Origin of the sequence: Veillonella sp. (genome assembly GCF_041333735.1) — a bacterium.
Lineage (GTDB): Bacteria > Bacillota > Negativicutes > Veillonellales > Veillonellaceae > Veillonella.
Window position 1 is genome coordinate 106055 of record NZ_JBGKFB010000001.1, and the last position, 15775, is coordinate 121829.

Here is a 15775-nt window from a genome sequence, read left to right on the forward strand (position 1 = left end):
TATTATAATGTGGAATGAGCTTCGTATTCACCGAATACTTCGCGCAATACATTACAAATTTCACCCAAAGTAGCGTATGTTTTAACTGCATCAAGAATTAATGGCATCAAGTTAACGTTTTCATCAGCTGCACCAGCTTTAAGAGCTGCTAATGCTTTATCAACTGCTGCTTGATCGCGGTTAGCGCGAACTGCTTGAGTTTTCTTGGATTGGTTAACACCAACGGAAGCATCTACGCGAAGTAAGTCTTTTGGAGCTTCTTCTTCAACTTGGAATTTGTTTACGCCAACGATTGTGCGCAAGCCAGATTCAACTTCCATTTGCCATTTGTAAGCGGATTCTTGAATTTCTTTTTGGATGTAGCCTTTTTCGATTGCTACTACAGCGCCGCCCATTTCATCAATTTTCTTGATGTATGCCATAGCTTCGTCATAGATAGCGTTAGTCATAGCTTCTACATAGTAGGAACCGCCCAATGGGTCAACTACGTCAGCCAAACCAGATTCGTAAGCCACGATTTGTTGTGTACGAAGAGCTACTTGTACAGATGCTTCTGTAGGAAGAGCCAATGCTTCGTCACGGGAGTTTGTATGTAAGGATTGAGTACCGCCCATTACAGCAGCTGCAGTTTGAAGAGCAACACGAACGATGTTGTTATCAACTTGTTGTGCAGTCAACATGGAACCAGCTGTTTGAGTATGTACACGAAGCATCATGGATTTTGGTTTTTTAGCACCAAAACGTTCTTTCATGATTGTTGCCCATAAACGGCGGGATGCACGGAATTTAGCAACTTCTTCAAGTACGTTGTTATGAGCATTCCAGAAGAAGGAAAGACGACCAGCGAATGTATCAACATCAAGACCAGCTTTCAAAGCTGCTTCTACGTATGCGATACCATCAGCAATTGTGAATGCGATTTCTTGAGCTGCTGTGGAACCTGCTTCACGGATGTGGTAACCGGAGATGGAAATTGTGTTCCATTTTGGAACGTTTTGAGAACAATATTCGAAGATATTAGTGATCAAACGCATGGATGGTTTTGGTGGGAAAATGTAAGTACCACGAGCTGCGTATTCTTTCAAAATATCATTTTGAATTGTACCTTTCAATTCTGTGGAAGGTACGCCTTGTTTTTCAGCTACTGCGATGTACATTGCCAACAAAACGGATGCTGGAGCGTTGATTGTCATGGATGTGGATACTTTACCAAGATCGATGCCGTCGAACAAGATTTCCATATCTGCCAAGGAGTCAATCGCTACACCTACTTTACCAACTTCGCCTTCTGCAACTGCATCGTCGGAGTCATAACCAATTTGTGTAGGTAAGTCGAATGCACAGGAAAGACCAGTTGCACCAGACTCGATTAGGTAGCGGTAACGTTTGTTAGATTCTTCTGCTGTAGCGAAGCCTGCATACATACGCATTGTCCAGAAACGACCACGGTACATAGTAGGTTGTACGCCACGAGTATAAGGGAATTCGCCAGGCATACCCAAATCACGTTCATAGTCAAAACCTTCGATATCAACTGGTGTATATACACGGTTGTATTTTAAATTTTGACGTTCTGGAGTTTTTGCACTTTTTTCGTCACAAAGTTTGTTGTACTCAGCAATTTGGGCTTTTAAGTTTTCGTAAGCCATGTTTTCATCATCCTCCTAAAAAAACAGGTTATTTTTTCATGCTTCCAGTTTCTGTGAAGCGTTTATGCCAAGAAAGAGCTTCATCAAGCAACATAGGTGTATGGGCATTCTTTGTTGCAGCTAATGCTTTTTCTAGGTATTCAGTTAACATAGGTTTGTAGTCTGGGTGAGCACATTTTTCAATGATCAAACGAGCTCTTTCCACTGGGCTCAAACCACGGCAGTCAGCAACACCTTGTTCTGTACAGAAAATCATAGTGTCATGTTCTGGGTGATCCACATGAGATACATATGGAACGATAGAACTGATGTCGCCATTTTTAGCAACGGAGTTAGTGCAGAAAATAGTGAGATAAGCACTACGTGCAAAGTCACCAGAACCACCAACACCATTCATCATTTTGCTACCCATAATATGAGTAGAGTTTACATTGCCAAAAATATCAAATTCGATAGCGGTATTCATGGCAATGACACCAATACGGCGAGCAATACCAGGGTTGTTGGAAATTTCTTGTGGGCGAAGAATGATTTTTTTACGATATTCATCAATATTCGCATAGAAACGTTTCAACCCATCTGGAGAAGGACTTAATGCAGTACCGGAACATACAGTTACTTTACCAGCATCAATCAAGTCGAACATACCATCTTGGATTACTTCTGTATAGATGGACAAATCTGTGAATGGGCCTTTAGCAAGACCACTGATTACCGCATTTGCTACGGAACCTACACCAGATTGTAATGGAAGCAAGTTTTTAGGTAAACGACCTTCTGCAATTTCTTGTTCGAAGAATTTGATAAGGTGTTGACTCATTGCTTTTGCATCATCATCGATAGGTGCCAAAGGTCTTGTTGTATCAGGAACATCACAAGGTACAACTGCAACAATTTTACTTGGGTCACAAGGAATTGCTTCAGTACCAATACGATCACCAGGTGTTTCCAATGGAATTGGTTTACGATGTGGTGGATCGAGTGGTTCATAGATATCATGCATACCTACCAAGGAAAGTGGTTGGGATACGTTTACTTCTACGATAACCTTTTTAGCTTGACTAACAAATGTTGGAGAGTTACCAACAGATGTTGTAGGTACTAAAGAGCCATCTTCGTTGATTTGACAAACTTCTACGATAGCTACGTCTAAATCGCCAAAGAAACCATAGCGAACATTTTGTGCCATTGTGCTTAAATGCATATCGATGTATTTAACAGCACCGCTATTTAAGGCTTTACGTGTATCCCCATTTGTTTGATATGGGAAACGACGATTGATACCGTTAGCACGAGTTAACGCACCATCAGCTTCATCACCTACGGAAGCACCTGTCCACAAATCAATTTTGAATGGTTCTTTTTCCATTCTTTCTGCCAATGCCAATGGCACTGCTTTTGCATAACCAGATGGAGTAAAGCCGGAAATACCAACTTTATCGTTAGGGTTAATCAAAAGAGCTGCATCATAAGCAGTGACAATTTTACCTTGGAGGGCCGCACATTTAACGCGGTCTTTGATGTCTATCACCATTACCATCTCCTTTAAGAGTAACATTGTATAAACGACAGTTTGATCTCTTGGTCGTTCCTTAAACCGACTTCATCGTAGTCCACATCCAACGTATTGTCAACTTATATGACTAAAATGTATTTTTCATCACACTTTATGGGTGCATTATGATTAAAATGCATAGATTTTCATATATTCACATAAGTTTTATTCACATCGCTATAACTCACAGGAATTATCGATTTATGGCATATATTGATGTTTTTCAATTAAATCGAACTCTCTCTATACAATATATAGACACTTTTCAATACAAAACAACATCTCATATACAAGAACTAGACCATACACCTCCCTATAAAGATACAATGATATACAAAAAACCGGCTTTCAAATGCCAACGATAATGTTCAATTATGTCTAACATTAGAAAACCGGTTATACTACTTAATACGTACCTACCCAAGGTATGTATTAATTATACCATATTATGAAATTATATATCTACCATAAAACATGCTAATTATACAAGATATGACAATTATGCAGATTTATCAGCAGACAGTTGAACTTTTACAAAGGCCCCTACCCAGCCAAACAATTGCCAAAATACAATAGTCACTTGATGACTGTATAGCTCAAAATCAGATAAGCCACTAAATAAAACACCTATAGCCAAAGCACCTACACCTATTTGTGCAGCTTGACGGAATATATCGCCTTTAAGTCTTATAGATGTAATAACATGACCTACGATAACTGCTAGGAATGATAGTAATCCTGGAATACCTGTTTCAGCTAACATATTAAGATATAAATTATGAGCATGATACATCAAGATGTGAGGTCCTTGAATATAGTAATTATAGTCTGGATATACTAAATAAAATGTATTCCACCCAATACCAAAGATAGGATTTTCTCTTACGATATACATAGTACTATCCCATAAGGCCCATCGGAGATCAGCGGATGTATCATGACCTTGGAATATAGACCACAGCCTTGAAGCTATTTCACCATCATAAAAATATAAAATTATTGGCACTGCTAATAGGGATAAGAATAATCTTCGCTCCACAAAGATTGCCCAGTACAAAATCATCGCTCCGAAGCTAATCCAAATTCCCCGAGAATAGGTTAATAGCATCGTTAAGAATAATATAATACCTATAATTAGCATTGAAATAACTTCGCGCGTACGATTTTCCTTCATATATACCAAGATATAACTGATACATACGCTGAGTACCATCAATAGATAGGCGCCCAATAAATTAGGATTTTGTAATGTAGACGACATGCGACGCATCAATTTAGGGAACTGTGCCGCATCTACCCACTCTTTAATATGTATATTAGGAACAAATACATATTGATACGCACCTATAATACACACTAGAACTGCAGTACCTAGCAAGGCACGAAGAAAATAGTTCCACTGTTTAGGCGTTTGAATGTATGTACGAACTAAATAATACATACCGCCACTGGCCACAATTTGATAAAACCAACTTTGAATTGACCAATCCCAATTTTCTGACACTATAGAAGATATGCCAGTCCATACTACAAAAATCATAACAGACCACGATAAATAGCCTGTTGGTAAGCTCAAAGATTTACTAGATATTAAATCATATAGTGCAAGTCCTATTGCTAGCCAAAGGAGCACATCACCCACCATTGGTTGCAAAGGCATGGCCACAACAACGCCATAAATTAAACGTTCAATATAAAATGTAATTCTCTTCTGATTAGGAATAAGTGAGAGTTCCATAGGCTCACCTTAGTGACTCATCTCATGGTTAAACCACTGACGAGCATCTCCTAAAATATATAAAGAACCACAAACAGTGATAATATCACCAGTTTTTGTATGTTTATATGCTAAAGCCAATGCGTCTTCAACAGAATCTGCTGTTTGCGCTATAGCTTTTGGAACGATGTGACGTATTTTCTCAACCAAAACCTCTGGCACTTCAGTTCTATCTGTTGGAGCTGGTACAACTAGAACCGTATCGCCTGCCTTAACAACTTCGCGGATAATAGCATCCTGATTTTTATCTTTAAGAATTGCCATCACAATCGTTTTTGGAGTGTCCTTAAATAATTCAGCATAGGTCATACTGAAAGATTCAGCACCTGCCGCATTATGAGCACCATCAAAGATAAAGGTGCGATCCAAGCCTCGTTTAACTTCAAATCGACCTGCCCACGTAGTGCGAGCAAATCCTTCACGCATCGTTTCTTCACTGATGTTAGTATCTTCTTTCATCAGTAACCGTACAGCCATTAATGCACACGCAAGATTGACAGATTGGTGAATGCCTGCCATTGTCGTAAACAACATTGCAGGAGCGGCATCATTAGTACTAACCGTAATCATTTGGCCACCAGTTACAGCACTACGGCTATCTATACCAAAGTCTTTATTGAAAGCATATACTTTAGCATGCTTCTCTTTAGCTACCTCTTCAATAATACGAAGCGGTGCATCCTGTGCAGCCGTTACAACAGGAACTTTAGATTTAATAATCCCTGCCTTATGACGTGCAATTTCCTCAACAGTATCACCACAGTAGGCTTGATGATCGATTGTTACATTGGTAATAACAGATACTTTTGGAGTCACAATATTTGTGGAGTCTAGTAATCCCCCTAAGCCAACTTCTATCACTGCATAGTCTACAGCTTGATCTTTGAAGAACAAAAAGGCTGCAGCCGTCAAAATTTCAAATTGCGTTGGTGCTTCTGTGCCGTTACTAATGATAGTATCAACTGCCACTTTTACACGGCTAATTAGATTACCGAAGGCTTCCTCTGTAATATTTCCATCATTAATTTGAATTCGCTCCGTATAGGATTGAAGGTGAGGCGATGTAAATCGCCCCACCCGTAATCCACTTGTAAACAGTGCGTAGGAAATATATGAGGTAACCGAGCCCTTACCATTCGTTCCTGTAACATGAACAATTTTATAGTCCTCTTGTGGATTCCCTAAGGCTTCCATAAGGGCTGTTATTCGTTCAAGGCCAGGCTTAATACCGAATGAAGATGCCTGTTCTAAATAGGCTAAGGCCTCTTGATATGTCATATAAACCTCCTATTATAAGGTTTCAAGGAACGCTTCACGTTCCAATAACGCTTGTTGTTTTTGTTTATATTCTTCTAACTTTTCTTTTTCTTTTGCTACTACAGCTTCAGGAGCTTTTGCTAGGAAGCCTTGGTTAGACAATTTACCTTCCAAACGAGAAATTTCTTTTTCCATTTGGATTTTTTCCTTTGCAATACGCTCTCTTTCTTTTTCGCCATCGATTAAGTCTTTAAGCAAGAGATATACTTCCATACCATTGACAACTGTTACAGTTGCATTTTCTGGTTTTGCATCATCGGCACCAAGAATGGTTACCTTCTCAGCCCAAGCTAATGTTACGAAGTAATCGCTATGATCTGCTACAGTTTGAGCCAATGCTTCATCTGTTGGCGCCACAATAACCTCAGCTTTTTTGCCTAAAGGCACATTCATTTCAGCACGCATGTTACGAATACCTTTGATGGCATCCATCATAACTTCCATTTGACGTGCTGCACCTTCAAGATTATCAAACTTCAATGCTTCTGGCCATTTAGTGACAACGATGCTATCCCCTTCATGAGGCAAGTGTTGCCAAATATGTTCTGTTACGAACGGCATGAATGGATGTAATAATTCAAGCATGTGACGCAAGATTGTTACGAGTAAGTATTGAACTGTACGACGATCACGTTCATTACCATCGTTATATAAACGAGGTTTAGCTAACTCAATATACCAGTCACAGTATGTATTCCAAATGAAGTCATATACGGAGCTTGCCGCTTCACCAAGTTCGAATTTATCTAGGTTAGAAGTTACACTTTGTACTGTTTCATTGTATTTTTGAACAATCCATTGGTCTGCTAATGTCAAATCATCTGCTGTTGGAACGAAGCTTTCATCATAATTTGTAAGATTCATCAATACAAATTTGGATGCATTCCAAATCTTATTAGCAAAGTTGCGATTTGCTTCAACGCGTTCCATATAGAAGCGCATATCGTTACCAGGTGTATTGCCAGTTACGAGAGTAAAGCGCAATGCATCAGCACCATATTGGTCGATAACTTCAAGAGGGTTAATACCATTACCCAAGGATTTACTCATTTTACGACCTTGGCTATCGCGCACAAGACCATGAATAAATACATGTTTAAATGGAATTTCATGTTCAAACTCAAGAGCCATGAAAATCATACGAGCAACCCAGAAGAAGATGATATCGTAACCAGTTACAAGAACACTTGTTGGATACCATTGTTTAAGTTCTGGTGTTTGTTCAGGCCACCCCATAGTAGCAAATGGCCATAAACCAGAGCTAAACCATGTATCAAGAACGTCTGGATCTTGTGTAACATGACCGTGGCAATGAGGACATTCAGTAATATCTTCACGGCTTACGATTGTTTCACCGCAGTCATCACAGTACCATGCAGGAATGCGATGGCCCCACCACAATTGACGGGAAATGGTCCAGTCGCGGATGTTTTCAAGCCAGTTTACATAAGTTTTTGTAAAACGTTCAGGAACAAACTCTACTTCGTGGTCTTTAACAACCTTAAGAGCTGGCTCTGCTAATGGTTTCATATCTACGAACCATTGTTTAGATACCATTGGCTCGATAATTGTATTACAACGAGAGCAATGACCTACTGCATGGTCATGATCATCGATTTTTTCAAGTAAACCTAATTCTTTGAGTTCTGCTACTACTTGTTTACGAGCTTCTTCACGAGTCATGCCATTAAACTTGCCAGCACCTTCATTCATTGTGGCATCATTGTTCATAACAACGATGGATTCCAAATTATGACGTTGGCCCATTTCAAAGTCATTAGGGTCATGAGCAGGAGTAATTTTTACACAACCTGTACCGAAGCTAGCATCTACATAGTCATCGGCAATAACAGGAATTTCTCGATTAACAAATGGCAAAATCAATGTTTTGCCGATGAGATCTTTATAGCGATCATCATCAGGATTTACTGCTACGGCTACGTCACCAAACATTGTTTCTGGACGAGTTGTAGCAACAACTACAAAGCGATTTTCTTCACCCTTTACAGGATATTTAATATGCCATAAGTGGCCATGTTCATCTTCATGTTCAACTTCAACATCAGATAAAGCAGTAGCACAGCGAGGGCACCAGTTGATAATACGTTCACCACGATAGATTAAACCTTTTTCATAAAGGCTTACAAATACTTCACGCACTGCATGATAGTATCCTTCATCCAATGTAAAGCGTTCGCGAGACCAGTCACAAGATGCGCCTAAGCTACGGATTTGTTTTACGATAGTATCACCGTATTCTTTTTTCCATTCCCATACGCGCTCTACAAATTTTTCACGGCCTAAATCATAGCGAGATTTCCCCTCTTCTTTAGCGAGCATCTCTTCTACTTTGATTTGTGTAGCAATACCAGCATGGTCAGTACCAGGCATCCACAACACATTGTAGCCTTGCATGCGTTTGAAACGGATGAGGATATCTTGCAATGTATTATCTAAAGCATGGCCCATATGCAACATACCAGTTACATTAGGAGGCGGCAATACGATACTAAATGGTTCTTTATTTGTGTCTACTTCTTCGTGAAAGTATCCTTGGTTTTCCCAATAAGAATACCATTTCCCTTCTATTTCACCGGGGTTATAAGTGGTTAAATTTTCGTAGGTTTTCATCGTTCCTCCTAAATAAACTCCTTAGCGCTTCATAATCTTAGCCAATACAAATAGGCTCGTTTCATATAGCAATATCATAGGCAATGCAATCATCGTTTGAGAGAACATATCCGGTGTTGGTGAAATGACAGCACCTATGATAAAGGATATAAGAATAAATATCTTTCGCTTCGTTTTTAAAAAACGCGATGTAATTAAGTTGAAATATCCCAAAATGATTAAAATCAACGGCAACTCAAAGATAAATCCAAAGGGTAGTACAAAGGATAATACAAAGTCCATGTACTGACCAATGGAAAATAGCGGTTGTAATTCGTCTGTAGCAAAGCCCATAAAGAACTTAACGGCTGCTGGTAACACGAGAAAATAAGAAAATACAATACCGATACCAAATAGTCCTATGGCAACCGGTAAGATCCAGTTAGATAACTGCTTTTCTCGTACAGTAAGGGCTGGCTTAACAAATAGCCAAATCTGATGCAATATAATAGGCGCCGCTATAATAAGACCACCTACTATAGACACCTTCATATATGTAAAGAAGGCTTCAGTTGGTTTCATATAATAGAGCTTACCAGCTGGTTTTAGGAGTATTTCCAATAAAAAGTCTACATAATAATAAGAAATACAAGTTCCTATAACAACTGCAACAGCCATTATAATTAGACGCTTTCGCAATTCAGATAGATGGCCCACAAGGGATAGTTCCCGCGCTTCGTCCATCATTTTCTGTTCCATTTCAGTATAAATAGGTTCATCTTCCGGTTCCTCAGGAACCCGCTGATTTGCCACCTTATACCGTTCTTGCTCAGCCTTTAATTCAGCTTCACGACGCTTTTGACGAACTACACTATCAAAAGAAGGTTTTTGTATGGGATATTCGAAGTCCGGTTTTGGTTCGAATGGTTCCATATTATACCTTTCTATCAGCTAAATTTTCTACTGCCATCACAAGGAATTCCTTGCCTGGGAAATCGCGTACAGCATCGAGTGCTGCCAAAGCATCTTTACAATATTGATCAGCTACAGCTAATGTATTATCAATACCACCTTGACTGATAACATAGTCGATAATCGCCTGCTCATCACCGCCATTATTTAAGGACTTAATATCTGCAAGCAGTTTATCTTTATTATCATCATTGACGATACTTAACAACGGATATGTCAATAAACCTTCGCGAAGATCATTCCCCACTGGTTTACCAGTCGTCTCTGTTGTTTCACGATAATCCATAATATCGTCAGTGATTTGGAATGCCATGCCCAAAGCATGACCATATTTTTTCAACTCAACGATTTCAGATTCGCTCCAGCCCCCCAAGAGGCCACCCAATTCCATACAGCCTTCCATAAAGTCTGCTGTTTTCTTTTGGGTCTTGGTCATATACCGTTCAATACCTTGATCAATGCGATATACATCTTCCATTTGCATGAACTCACCTTCCACAAGGCAAGTAATAATATGGGAAAAAACCTGTAAATACTTCATATTAGGCATTTCAGACACGATTTGGAATGCTTTAGCAAATAAGTAGTCCCCACTAAGGATGGCTACCTTATTGCCTTTGTGCATATGAATCGTTTCTTCACCACGACGAATCTCAGCTTGATCTAATACATCATCGTGAATCAGTGTCGCTAAATGAAGCATTTCTACAGCTTCAGCAATTCTAATACGCTGATGTTCTACAGATGTACCTGCATTAGCAATCAATAAACATAATTGCGCACGCAAGCGCTTGCCACCTGCAGCAGATAATGGTCGAATCAGTGCATTAAAGTCTTCTGCACCTGTATTAAAAGATGATGCAAGAGACTCTTCCACACCCTCTAAATCTAGAGCGATGCGTTCCATAATCTCTAATTCATTGGTTTGACTCATGCTTCATCTCCTACTAGAACTTTATTGATGCGTTGTTGTAAAAGCTCACGGCCTGTATGCTTCAAAGAGCTATACAGAATTGGCGGCGTTGCAGTGGGATACATTTCTTTAATAATCGCTAAATTAGCAGATTTTTCTTTAGCTGTTAATTTATCGACCTTAGTCACTACGATTTGTAATGGTACACCAGCTTCAACGAGCCAGTCATAAGCCACCTTATCAATAGGCATCTCTGGATGACGACCATCAATTAGTAAACATAACAACATCAATCGTTCAGAATGTAAAATATAATCGGCAATAAAGGAAGACCACAAATTGCGGTTTCCTTTATTTGTCTTTGCAAATCCATAACCAGGAAGGTCAACGAGGAACCAATGATAACGGCGCTCCTCTGTTTCAGAAATATCCTCTTTTGACTCCACATCAAAATAGTTTATCGTCTTTGTCTTACCTGGTTGACCACTAACGAGGGCTAACCCACGATAATTACACAACGAGTTAATCAACGAAGATTTGCCCACATTAGAGCGTCCGATGAAAGCAATTTCTACAGTATCCCCTTCAGGATATTGATCCGCCTTCACACAGGAAGTATTATATTTTGCTGCTATAATACGAGGCCCCTTCGGTTCTTTTCGTGTATATTGTGGTTTTGGGCCCATTTGTTTAGTGGATTTTTTCTTTTTTTGCATTACACAAGTGCCTTTGCTAATACTTCATCCATTGTCTTAACTGGCGTAATAATGAGACCTTCTTTTACAATGTCAGGCAATTCTGCAATATCCTTTTCATTGCCTTTCGGAATCAATACTTCTTTAATGCCATTAGACAAGGCTGCTAATAACTTTTCTTTTAAACCGCCGATTGGTAATACACGGCCACGCAATGTAATTTCACCAGTCATGGCAATATCAGAACGAACCTTGCGGTTTGTTAAGATAGATACCATAGCCAATGTCATTGTAATACCTGCAGAAGGGCCATCCTTAGGTGTTGCACCTTCAGGCAAGTGAACGTGAATATCGAGTTTCTTATAGAAATCGTCTTCGATTTTTAAGGCTTTTGCATTGTGGCGAATATAGCTCATCGCAGCTTGACCAGACTCTTGCATAACCTTACCTAAGCTACCAGTTAATGCAAGTTTACCTGTACCATTCATAGTAGTTGCTTCACATGGCAATACAACGCCACCTACAGAAGTCCAAGCTAAACCATTTACATAGCCAATTTGCGGTTTCTTTTCACGCTCTTGGTCAACAAAGATTGGAGCGCCCAAGAATTCGTGAAGATTTTTTGTCGTTACTTTCGGTGCATCTCCACCTTCTTCAACGACTTTATAAGCAATTTTACGACAAATCTTAGCAATCGTTTTTTCCAAGGTACGAACACCCGCTTCACGAGTATATTCGGAAACTACCTTTTTCAACACTGCATCAGATAATTTAACCTTGTAATCTTCAAGACCATTTTTCTTGATTTGTTTAGGTACTAAATAGCGCTTAGCAATCTCTAACTTCTCTTGTTCCATATAGCTAGATAACTCGATGATTTCCATACGATCTAACAATGGACCAGGAATATTGGATGCAACGTTAGCCGTTGTAATCCAGAATACTTCAGAGAAATCGAATGGTACTTCGATAAAGTGATCGCTGAATGTACTATTTTGTTCTGGATCCAATACCTCTAATAATGCAGAGGATGGATCCCCTTTATAGTCAGATGCTAATTTATCAATTTCATCCAATAAGAATACAGGATTCTTAGTGCCTACATTCTTAAGACCTTGAATCATACGACCTGGCAATGCGCCAATATACGTACGACGATGGCCACGAATTTCGGCTTCATCGCGAACACCACCTAAGGATGCACGGATGAACTTGCGGTTCATCGCTTTAGCGATAGACGTAGCCAAGGATGTTTTACCAACCCCTGGTGGGCCTACTAAGCAAAGAATAGAACCACTATTCTTACCAGTTAACTTACGAACAGCTAAGAATTCAAGGATGCGTTTCTTAACCTTCTCAAGGCCATAATGATCCGCCTCAAGCATAGCGTGAGCTTCCTTGATATCCAAGCGATCCTCAGTCAATTCATTCCACGGTAACGCCAATACCCAATCTAGGTAATTGCGCAAAATAGTTGCTTCTGGCATTAATTGTGGCATGCGGCTATAACGAGAAATTTCTTTATCGATACGTTCATGTACATCTTCGCTAAGGTTAAGTGCTTTTAATTTAACACGTAACTCTTCAGCTTCTTCCTCTGGATCCCCTTTGTCACCCAATTCATCATGGATAACACGAATTTTTTCGCGTAAGAAATATTCTTTTTGCGCTTTTTCCATAGATTGACGTACTTGATTATTAATGGAGTTTTCCAAATCAGAGATTTGTAATTCCATATTCAAAATGCCTACAATCATATTTAAACGACGAGCTACAGATAATTCTTCAAGTAACTCTTGGCGTTTAGTGTTATTAATAGGCAATAAGAACGCAACTTGATCAGCCAATTCACATGGGTCGCGTAACTCCATTACGCGTGTAACGCCTTCATCTGTAACAGATTTAGCCTCTTCAGCCCATTCGCCGAATTTAGACTGAACCAAACGACGATATGCTTCTAGCTCAACATCGTCTTCAAATTCGGAAGCTACACGTTCGTAGTCCCCTACATAGTACGGATCCATACTTGTAATATTCATTACGCGAATACGTGTAATGCCCTCTACAAGAACACGTACAATACCACCTGGTAAGCGTAACATTTGCTTAATTTTTACTAATGTACCCATTTGGGCTAAGTCATGAACAGTTGGCGCATCAACAGCATCATCCTTTTGGCTGACAACTGCTAAAATGCGATCCTCGTTCATTGCGGCTTCCACCGCTTTAATGGATTTGTCTCGACCGATATCGAGGTGAATCACGATATTCGGATATACAACCATGCCTCTAAGAGGTACAGTTGGAATCCCAACTTCGAGTAAATTCATACTTCCTCCAGGTATTTATATTATGAAAAGAAACTCATTCCTACACAGAAATGAGTTTCTTCGAATTACGATTTCAACTGGATGTCTTGGTCTGCCTCATTTTTGAGTATAGGTTCACCTGTGCTCAACACGGATTCACGATTTACTATGCACTTAGCTACTTCCGGCATGGAAGGAACCTCGAACATAACGCGTTTCATCACCTTTTCAATGATAGCACGCAAACCACGAGCACCTGTTTTTCGCTGTAATGCTTCATCAGCGATTTCTTCTAATGCATCTTCAGTGAAAGTTAACTCTACACCATCAAGGGATAGAATTTTTTCATATTGTTTTGTTAATGCATTTTTAGGCTTTGTCAAAATTTGAATTAATGCCTCTCTATCTAATTGATCCAATGTTACCATAACAGGTAAACGACCAATGAATTCTGGAATTAAACCAAATTTCAATAAATCTTCAGGTACAACATCTTTTAAGATAGCTGATACATTACGTTCTTCTTTGCGCTGTACGTCTGCACCAAAACCAAGGGTTTTCTTAGCGGTACGCTTAGTAATAACCTTGTCCATACCATCAAATGCACCACCACAAATAAAGAGAATATTTGTAGTATCGATTTGAAGCATTTCTTGATTTGGATGCTTTCTGCCACCTTGAGGTGGAACAGAAGCTACGGTACCTTCTAAGATTTTAAGCAATGCTTGTTGTACACCTTCACCAGACACGTCACGTGTAATGGAAGGGTTCTCAGACTTACGAGCGATCTTATCAATTTCATCGATATAGATAATACCACGTTCAGCCCGAGCTATATCATAATCTGCAGCTTGGATAATTTTAAGCAAGATATTTTCCACATCTTCCCCTACATAACCAGCTTCAGTTAAGCTTGTAGCATCTGCAATAGCAAATGGTACTTCTAGCATTTTCGCTAAGGTTTGAGCCAATAGTGTTTTACCACTACCAGTAGGACCAATGAATAAAACATTAGCCTTTTGTAATTCTACATCATCAACTACATTATCTGTTTGTAAACGTTTGTAGTGATTATATACAGCCACGGCTAAAGAGATTTTAGCATCATCTTGACCAATAACATATTCGTCAAGATGAGCTTTAATTTCTCTCGGCGTTGGCAATTCTTTTAAGTTGAAGTCATCCGCCTCTACGTCACCTAACTCATCAGCGATAATACGTTCACATACTTCAACGCATTCATCACAAATATATACGTTAGGACCCGCTACTAATTTGCGGACTTCTTCGCTTGTGCGTCCACAAAAACTGCAGCGCATAGTGTCTTTATCTTTTGCCAAGGGGCGCCTCCATTACTTGCTTTCTACAGGTTCTCTTGTGAGTACCTCATCGATTAAGCCGTATTCAACGGCATCCTGAGCACTCATGAAGTTATCGCGATCTGTATCGCGCGCTACAACCTCAATATCTTGTCCACTGCGAGAAGCTAAGATACCATTTAATTCTTCACGCATACGAAGAATCTCACGGGCATGGATTTCAATTTCAGATGCTTGCCCTTGTACACCACCTAATGGTTGGTGAATCATAACGCGCGCATGAGGTAACGCATAGCGTTTACCTTTAGCACCTGCTGTTAAAAGCACAGCACCCATGCTCGCCGCAGAGCCTACACAAATGGTAGACACATCTGGTTTGATATATTGCATCGTATCATAAATAGCCATACCGGCAGTTACGACACCACCGGGGCTATTAATGTACAAATGGATATCCTTATCAGGATCCTCTGCTTCTAGGAATAACATTTGCGCAATAACCGCATTTGCCACATTATCGTCGATAGGTCCACCTAGGAAGATAATGCGATCCTTTAACAAGCGAGAGTAAATATCATAGGAACGCTCGCCGCGTTCACTTTGTTCAACTACGATTGGTACATACATATATTCACCTTTTCATGTACCTAGTTGAGCAA

At 39.6% G+C, this 15775-nt stretch carries 11 protein-coding genes; all 11 read right to left on the reverse strand.

Translation table 11 applies throughout. The annotated features are described in order from the left end of the window. Positions 1-2 precede the first annotated feature (2 nt). Positions 3-1649: a methylmalonyl-CoA mutase gene (locus tag ACDF53_RS00525; protein ID WP_005386006.1), complete on the reverse strand. Its 1647-nt coding sequence runs from the start codon at positions 1647-1649 to the stop codon at positions 3-5. Between the two features lie 28 nt (positions 1650-1677). Then, positions 1678-3183 carry an acetyl-CoA hydrolase/transferase family protein gene (locus ACDF53_RS00530; RefSeq protein ID WP_039969068.1) on the reverse strand — a complete coding sequence of 502 codons (1506 nt, stop codon included), beginning with the start codon at positions 3181-3183 and terminating at the stop codon, positions 1678-1680. Between the two features lie 520 nt (positions 3184-3703). After that, positions 3704-4942 (reverse strand): O-antigen ligase, encoded by a 1239-nt coding sequence (locus tag ACDF53_RS00535; protein WP_119208523.1) that lies wholly within the window; start codon positions 4940-4942, stop codon positions 3704-3706. 9 nt (positions 4943-4951) lie between these two features. Then, positions 4952-6259, reverse strand: coding sequence for a folylpolyglutamate synthase/dihydrofolate synthase family protein (locus tag ACDF53_RS00540; protein ID WP_370815167.1), 1308 nt, complete (start codon positions 6257-6259; stop codon positions 4952-4954). Positions 6260-6271: 12 nt separating this feature from the next. Beyond that, positions 6272-8929, reverse strand: coding sequence for a valine--tRNA ligase (locus ACDF53_RS00545; RefSeq protein WP_370815168.1), 2658 nt, complete (start codon positions 8927-8929; stop codon positions 6272-6274). A 21-nt stretch (positions 8930-8950) separates the two neighbouring features. Further along, a complete protein-coding gene (gene tatC / locus ACDF53_RS00550; RefSeq protein ID WP_296005593.1) occupies positions 8951-9841 on the reverse strand; it encodes a twin-arginine translocase subunit TatC in 891 nt (296 codons plus the stop codon). 1 nt (position 9842) lies between these two features. Next, the gene (locus ACDF53_RS00555) at positions 9843-10814 is read right to left on the reverse strand and encodes a polyprenyl synthetase family protein (protein WP_370815169.1); all 972 of its coding nucleotides are present in this window, start codon (positions 10812-10814) and stop codon (positions 9843-9845) included. Further along, positions 10811-11509 (reverse strand): ribosome biogenesis GTP-binding protein YihA/YsxC, encoded by a 699-nt coding sequence (gene yihA, locus ACDF53_RS00560; protein WP_105089446.1) that lies wholly within the window; start codon positions 11507-11509, stop codon positions 10811-10813. The genes ACDF53_RS00555 and yihA overlap by 4 nt, the downstream gene beginning before the upstream one ends. Next, complete coding sequence (gene lon / locus ACDF53_RS00565; protein WP_005385995.1) at positions 11509-13818, reverse strand: endopeptidase La; 2310 nt, start codon at positions 13816-13818, stop codon at positions 11509-11511. The genes yihA and lon overlap by 1 nt, the downstream gene beginning before the upstream one ends. A gap of 65 nt (positions 13819-13883) precedes the next feature. Then, a complete protein-coding gene (clpX, locus tag ACDF53_RS00570; protein WP_295805120.1) occupies positions 13884-15137 on the reverse strand; it encodes an ATP-dependent protease ATP-binding subunit ClpX in 1254 nt (417 codons plus the stop codon). A 12-nt stretch (positions 15138-15149) separates the two neighbouring features. After that, positions 15150-15743 (reverse strand): ATP-dependent Clp endopeptidase proteolytic subunit ClpP, encoded by a 594-nt coding sequence (gene clpP, locus ACDF53_RS00575; RefSeq protein ID WP_005385987.1) that lies wholly within the window; start codon positions 15741-15743, stop codon positions 15150-15152. Positions 15744-15775 lie beyond the last annotated feature (32 nt).

Excerpts from the sequence above, each read along its gene's own strand:
- ACDF53_RS00555 (WP_370815169.1), bottom strand. The coding sequence starts at position 10,814 with ATGAGTCAAACCAATGAATTAGAGATTATGGAACGCATCGCTCTAGAT.
- ACDF53_RS00535 (WP_119208523.1), bottom strand. The coding sequence starts at position 4,942 with ATGGAACTCTCACTTATTCCTAATCAGAAGAGAATTACATTTTATATT.
- ACDF53_RS00525 (WP_005386006.1), bottom strand. The coding sequence starts at position 1,649 with ATGGCTTACGAAAACTTAAAAGCCCAAATTGCTGAGTACAACAAACTT.
- ACDF53_RS00530 (WP_039969068.1), bottom strand. The coding sequence starts at position 3,183 with ATGGTGATAGACATCAAAGACCGCGTTAAATGTGCGGCCCTCCAAGGT.
- yihA (WP_105089446.1), bottom strand. The coding sequence starts at position 11,509 with ATGCAAAAAAAGAAAAAATCCACTAAACAAATGGGCCCAAAACCACAA.
- ACDF53_RS00540 (WP_370815167.1), bottom strand. The coding sequence starts at position 6,259 with ATGACATATCAAGAGGCCTTAGCCTATTTAGAACAGGCATCTTCATTC.
- ACDF53_RS00545 (WP_370815168.1), bottom strand. The coding sequence starts at position 8,929 with ATGAAAACCTACGAAAATTTAACCACTTATAACCCCGGTGAAATAGAA.
- tatC (WP_296005593.1), bottom strand. The coding sequence starts at position 9,841 with ATGGAACCATTCGAACCAAAACCGGACTTCGAATATCCCATACAAAAA.
- lon (WP_005385995.1), bottom strand. The coding sequence starts at position 13,818 with ATGAATTTACTCGAAGTTGGGATTCCAACTGTACCTCTTAGAGGCATG.
- clpP (WP_005385987.1), bottom strand. The coding sequence starts at position 15,743 with ATGTATGTACCAATCGTAGTTGAACAAAGTGAACGCGGCGAGCGTTCC.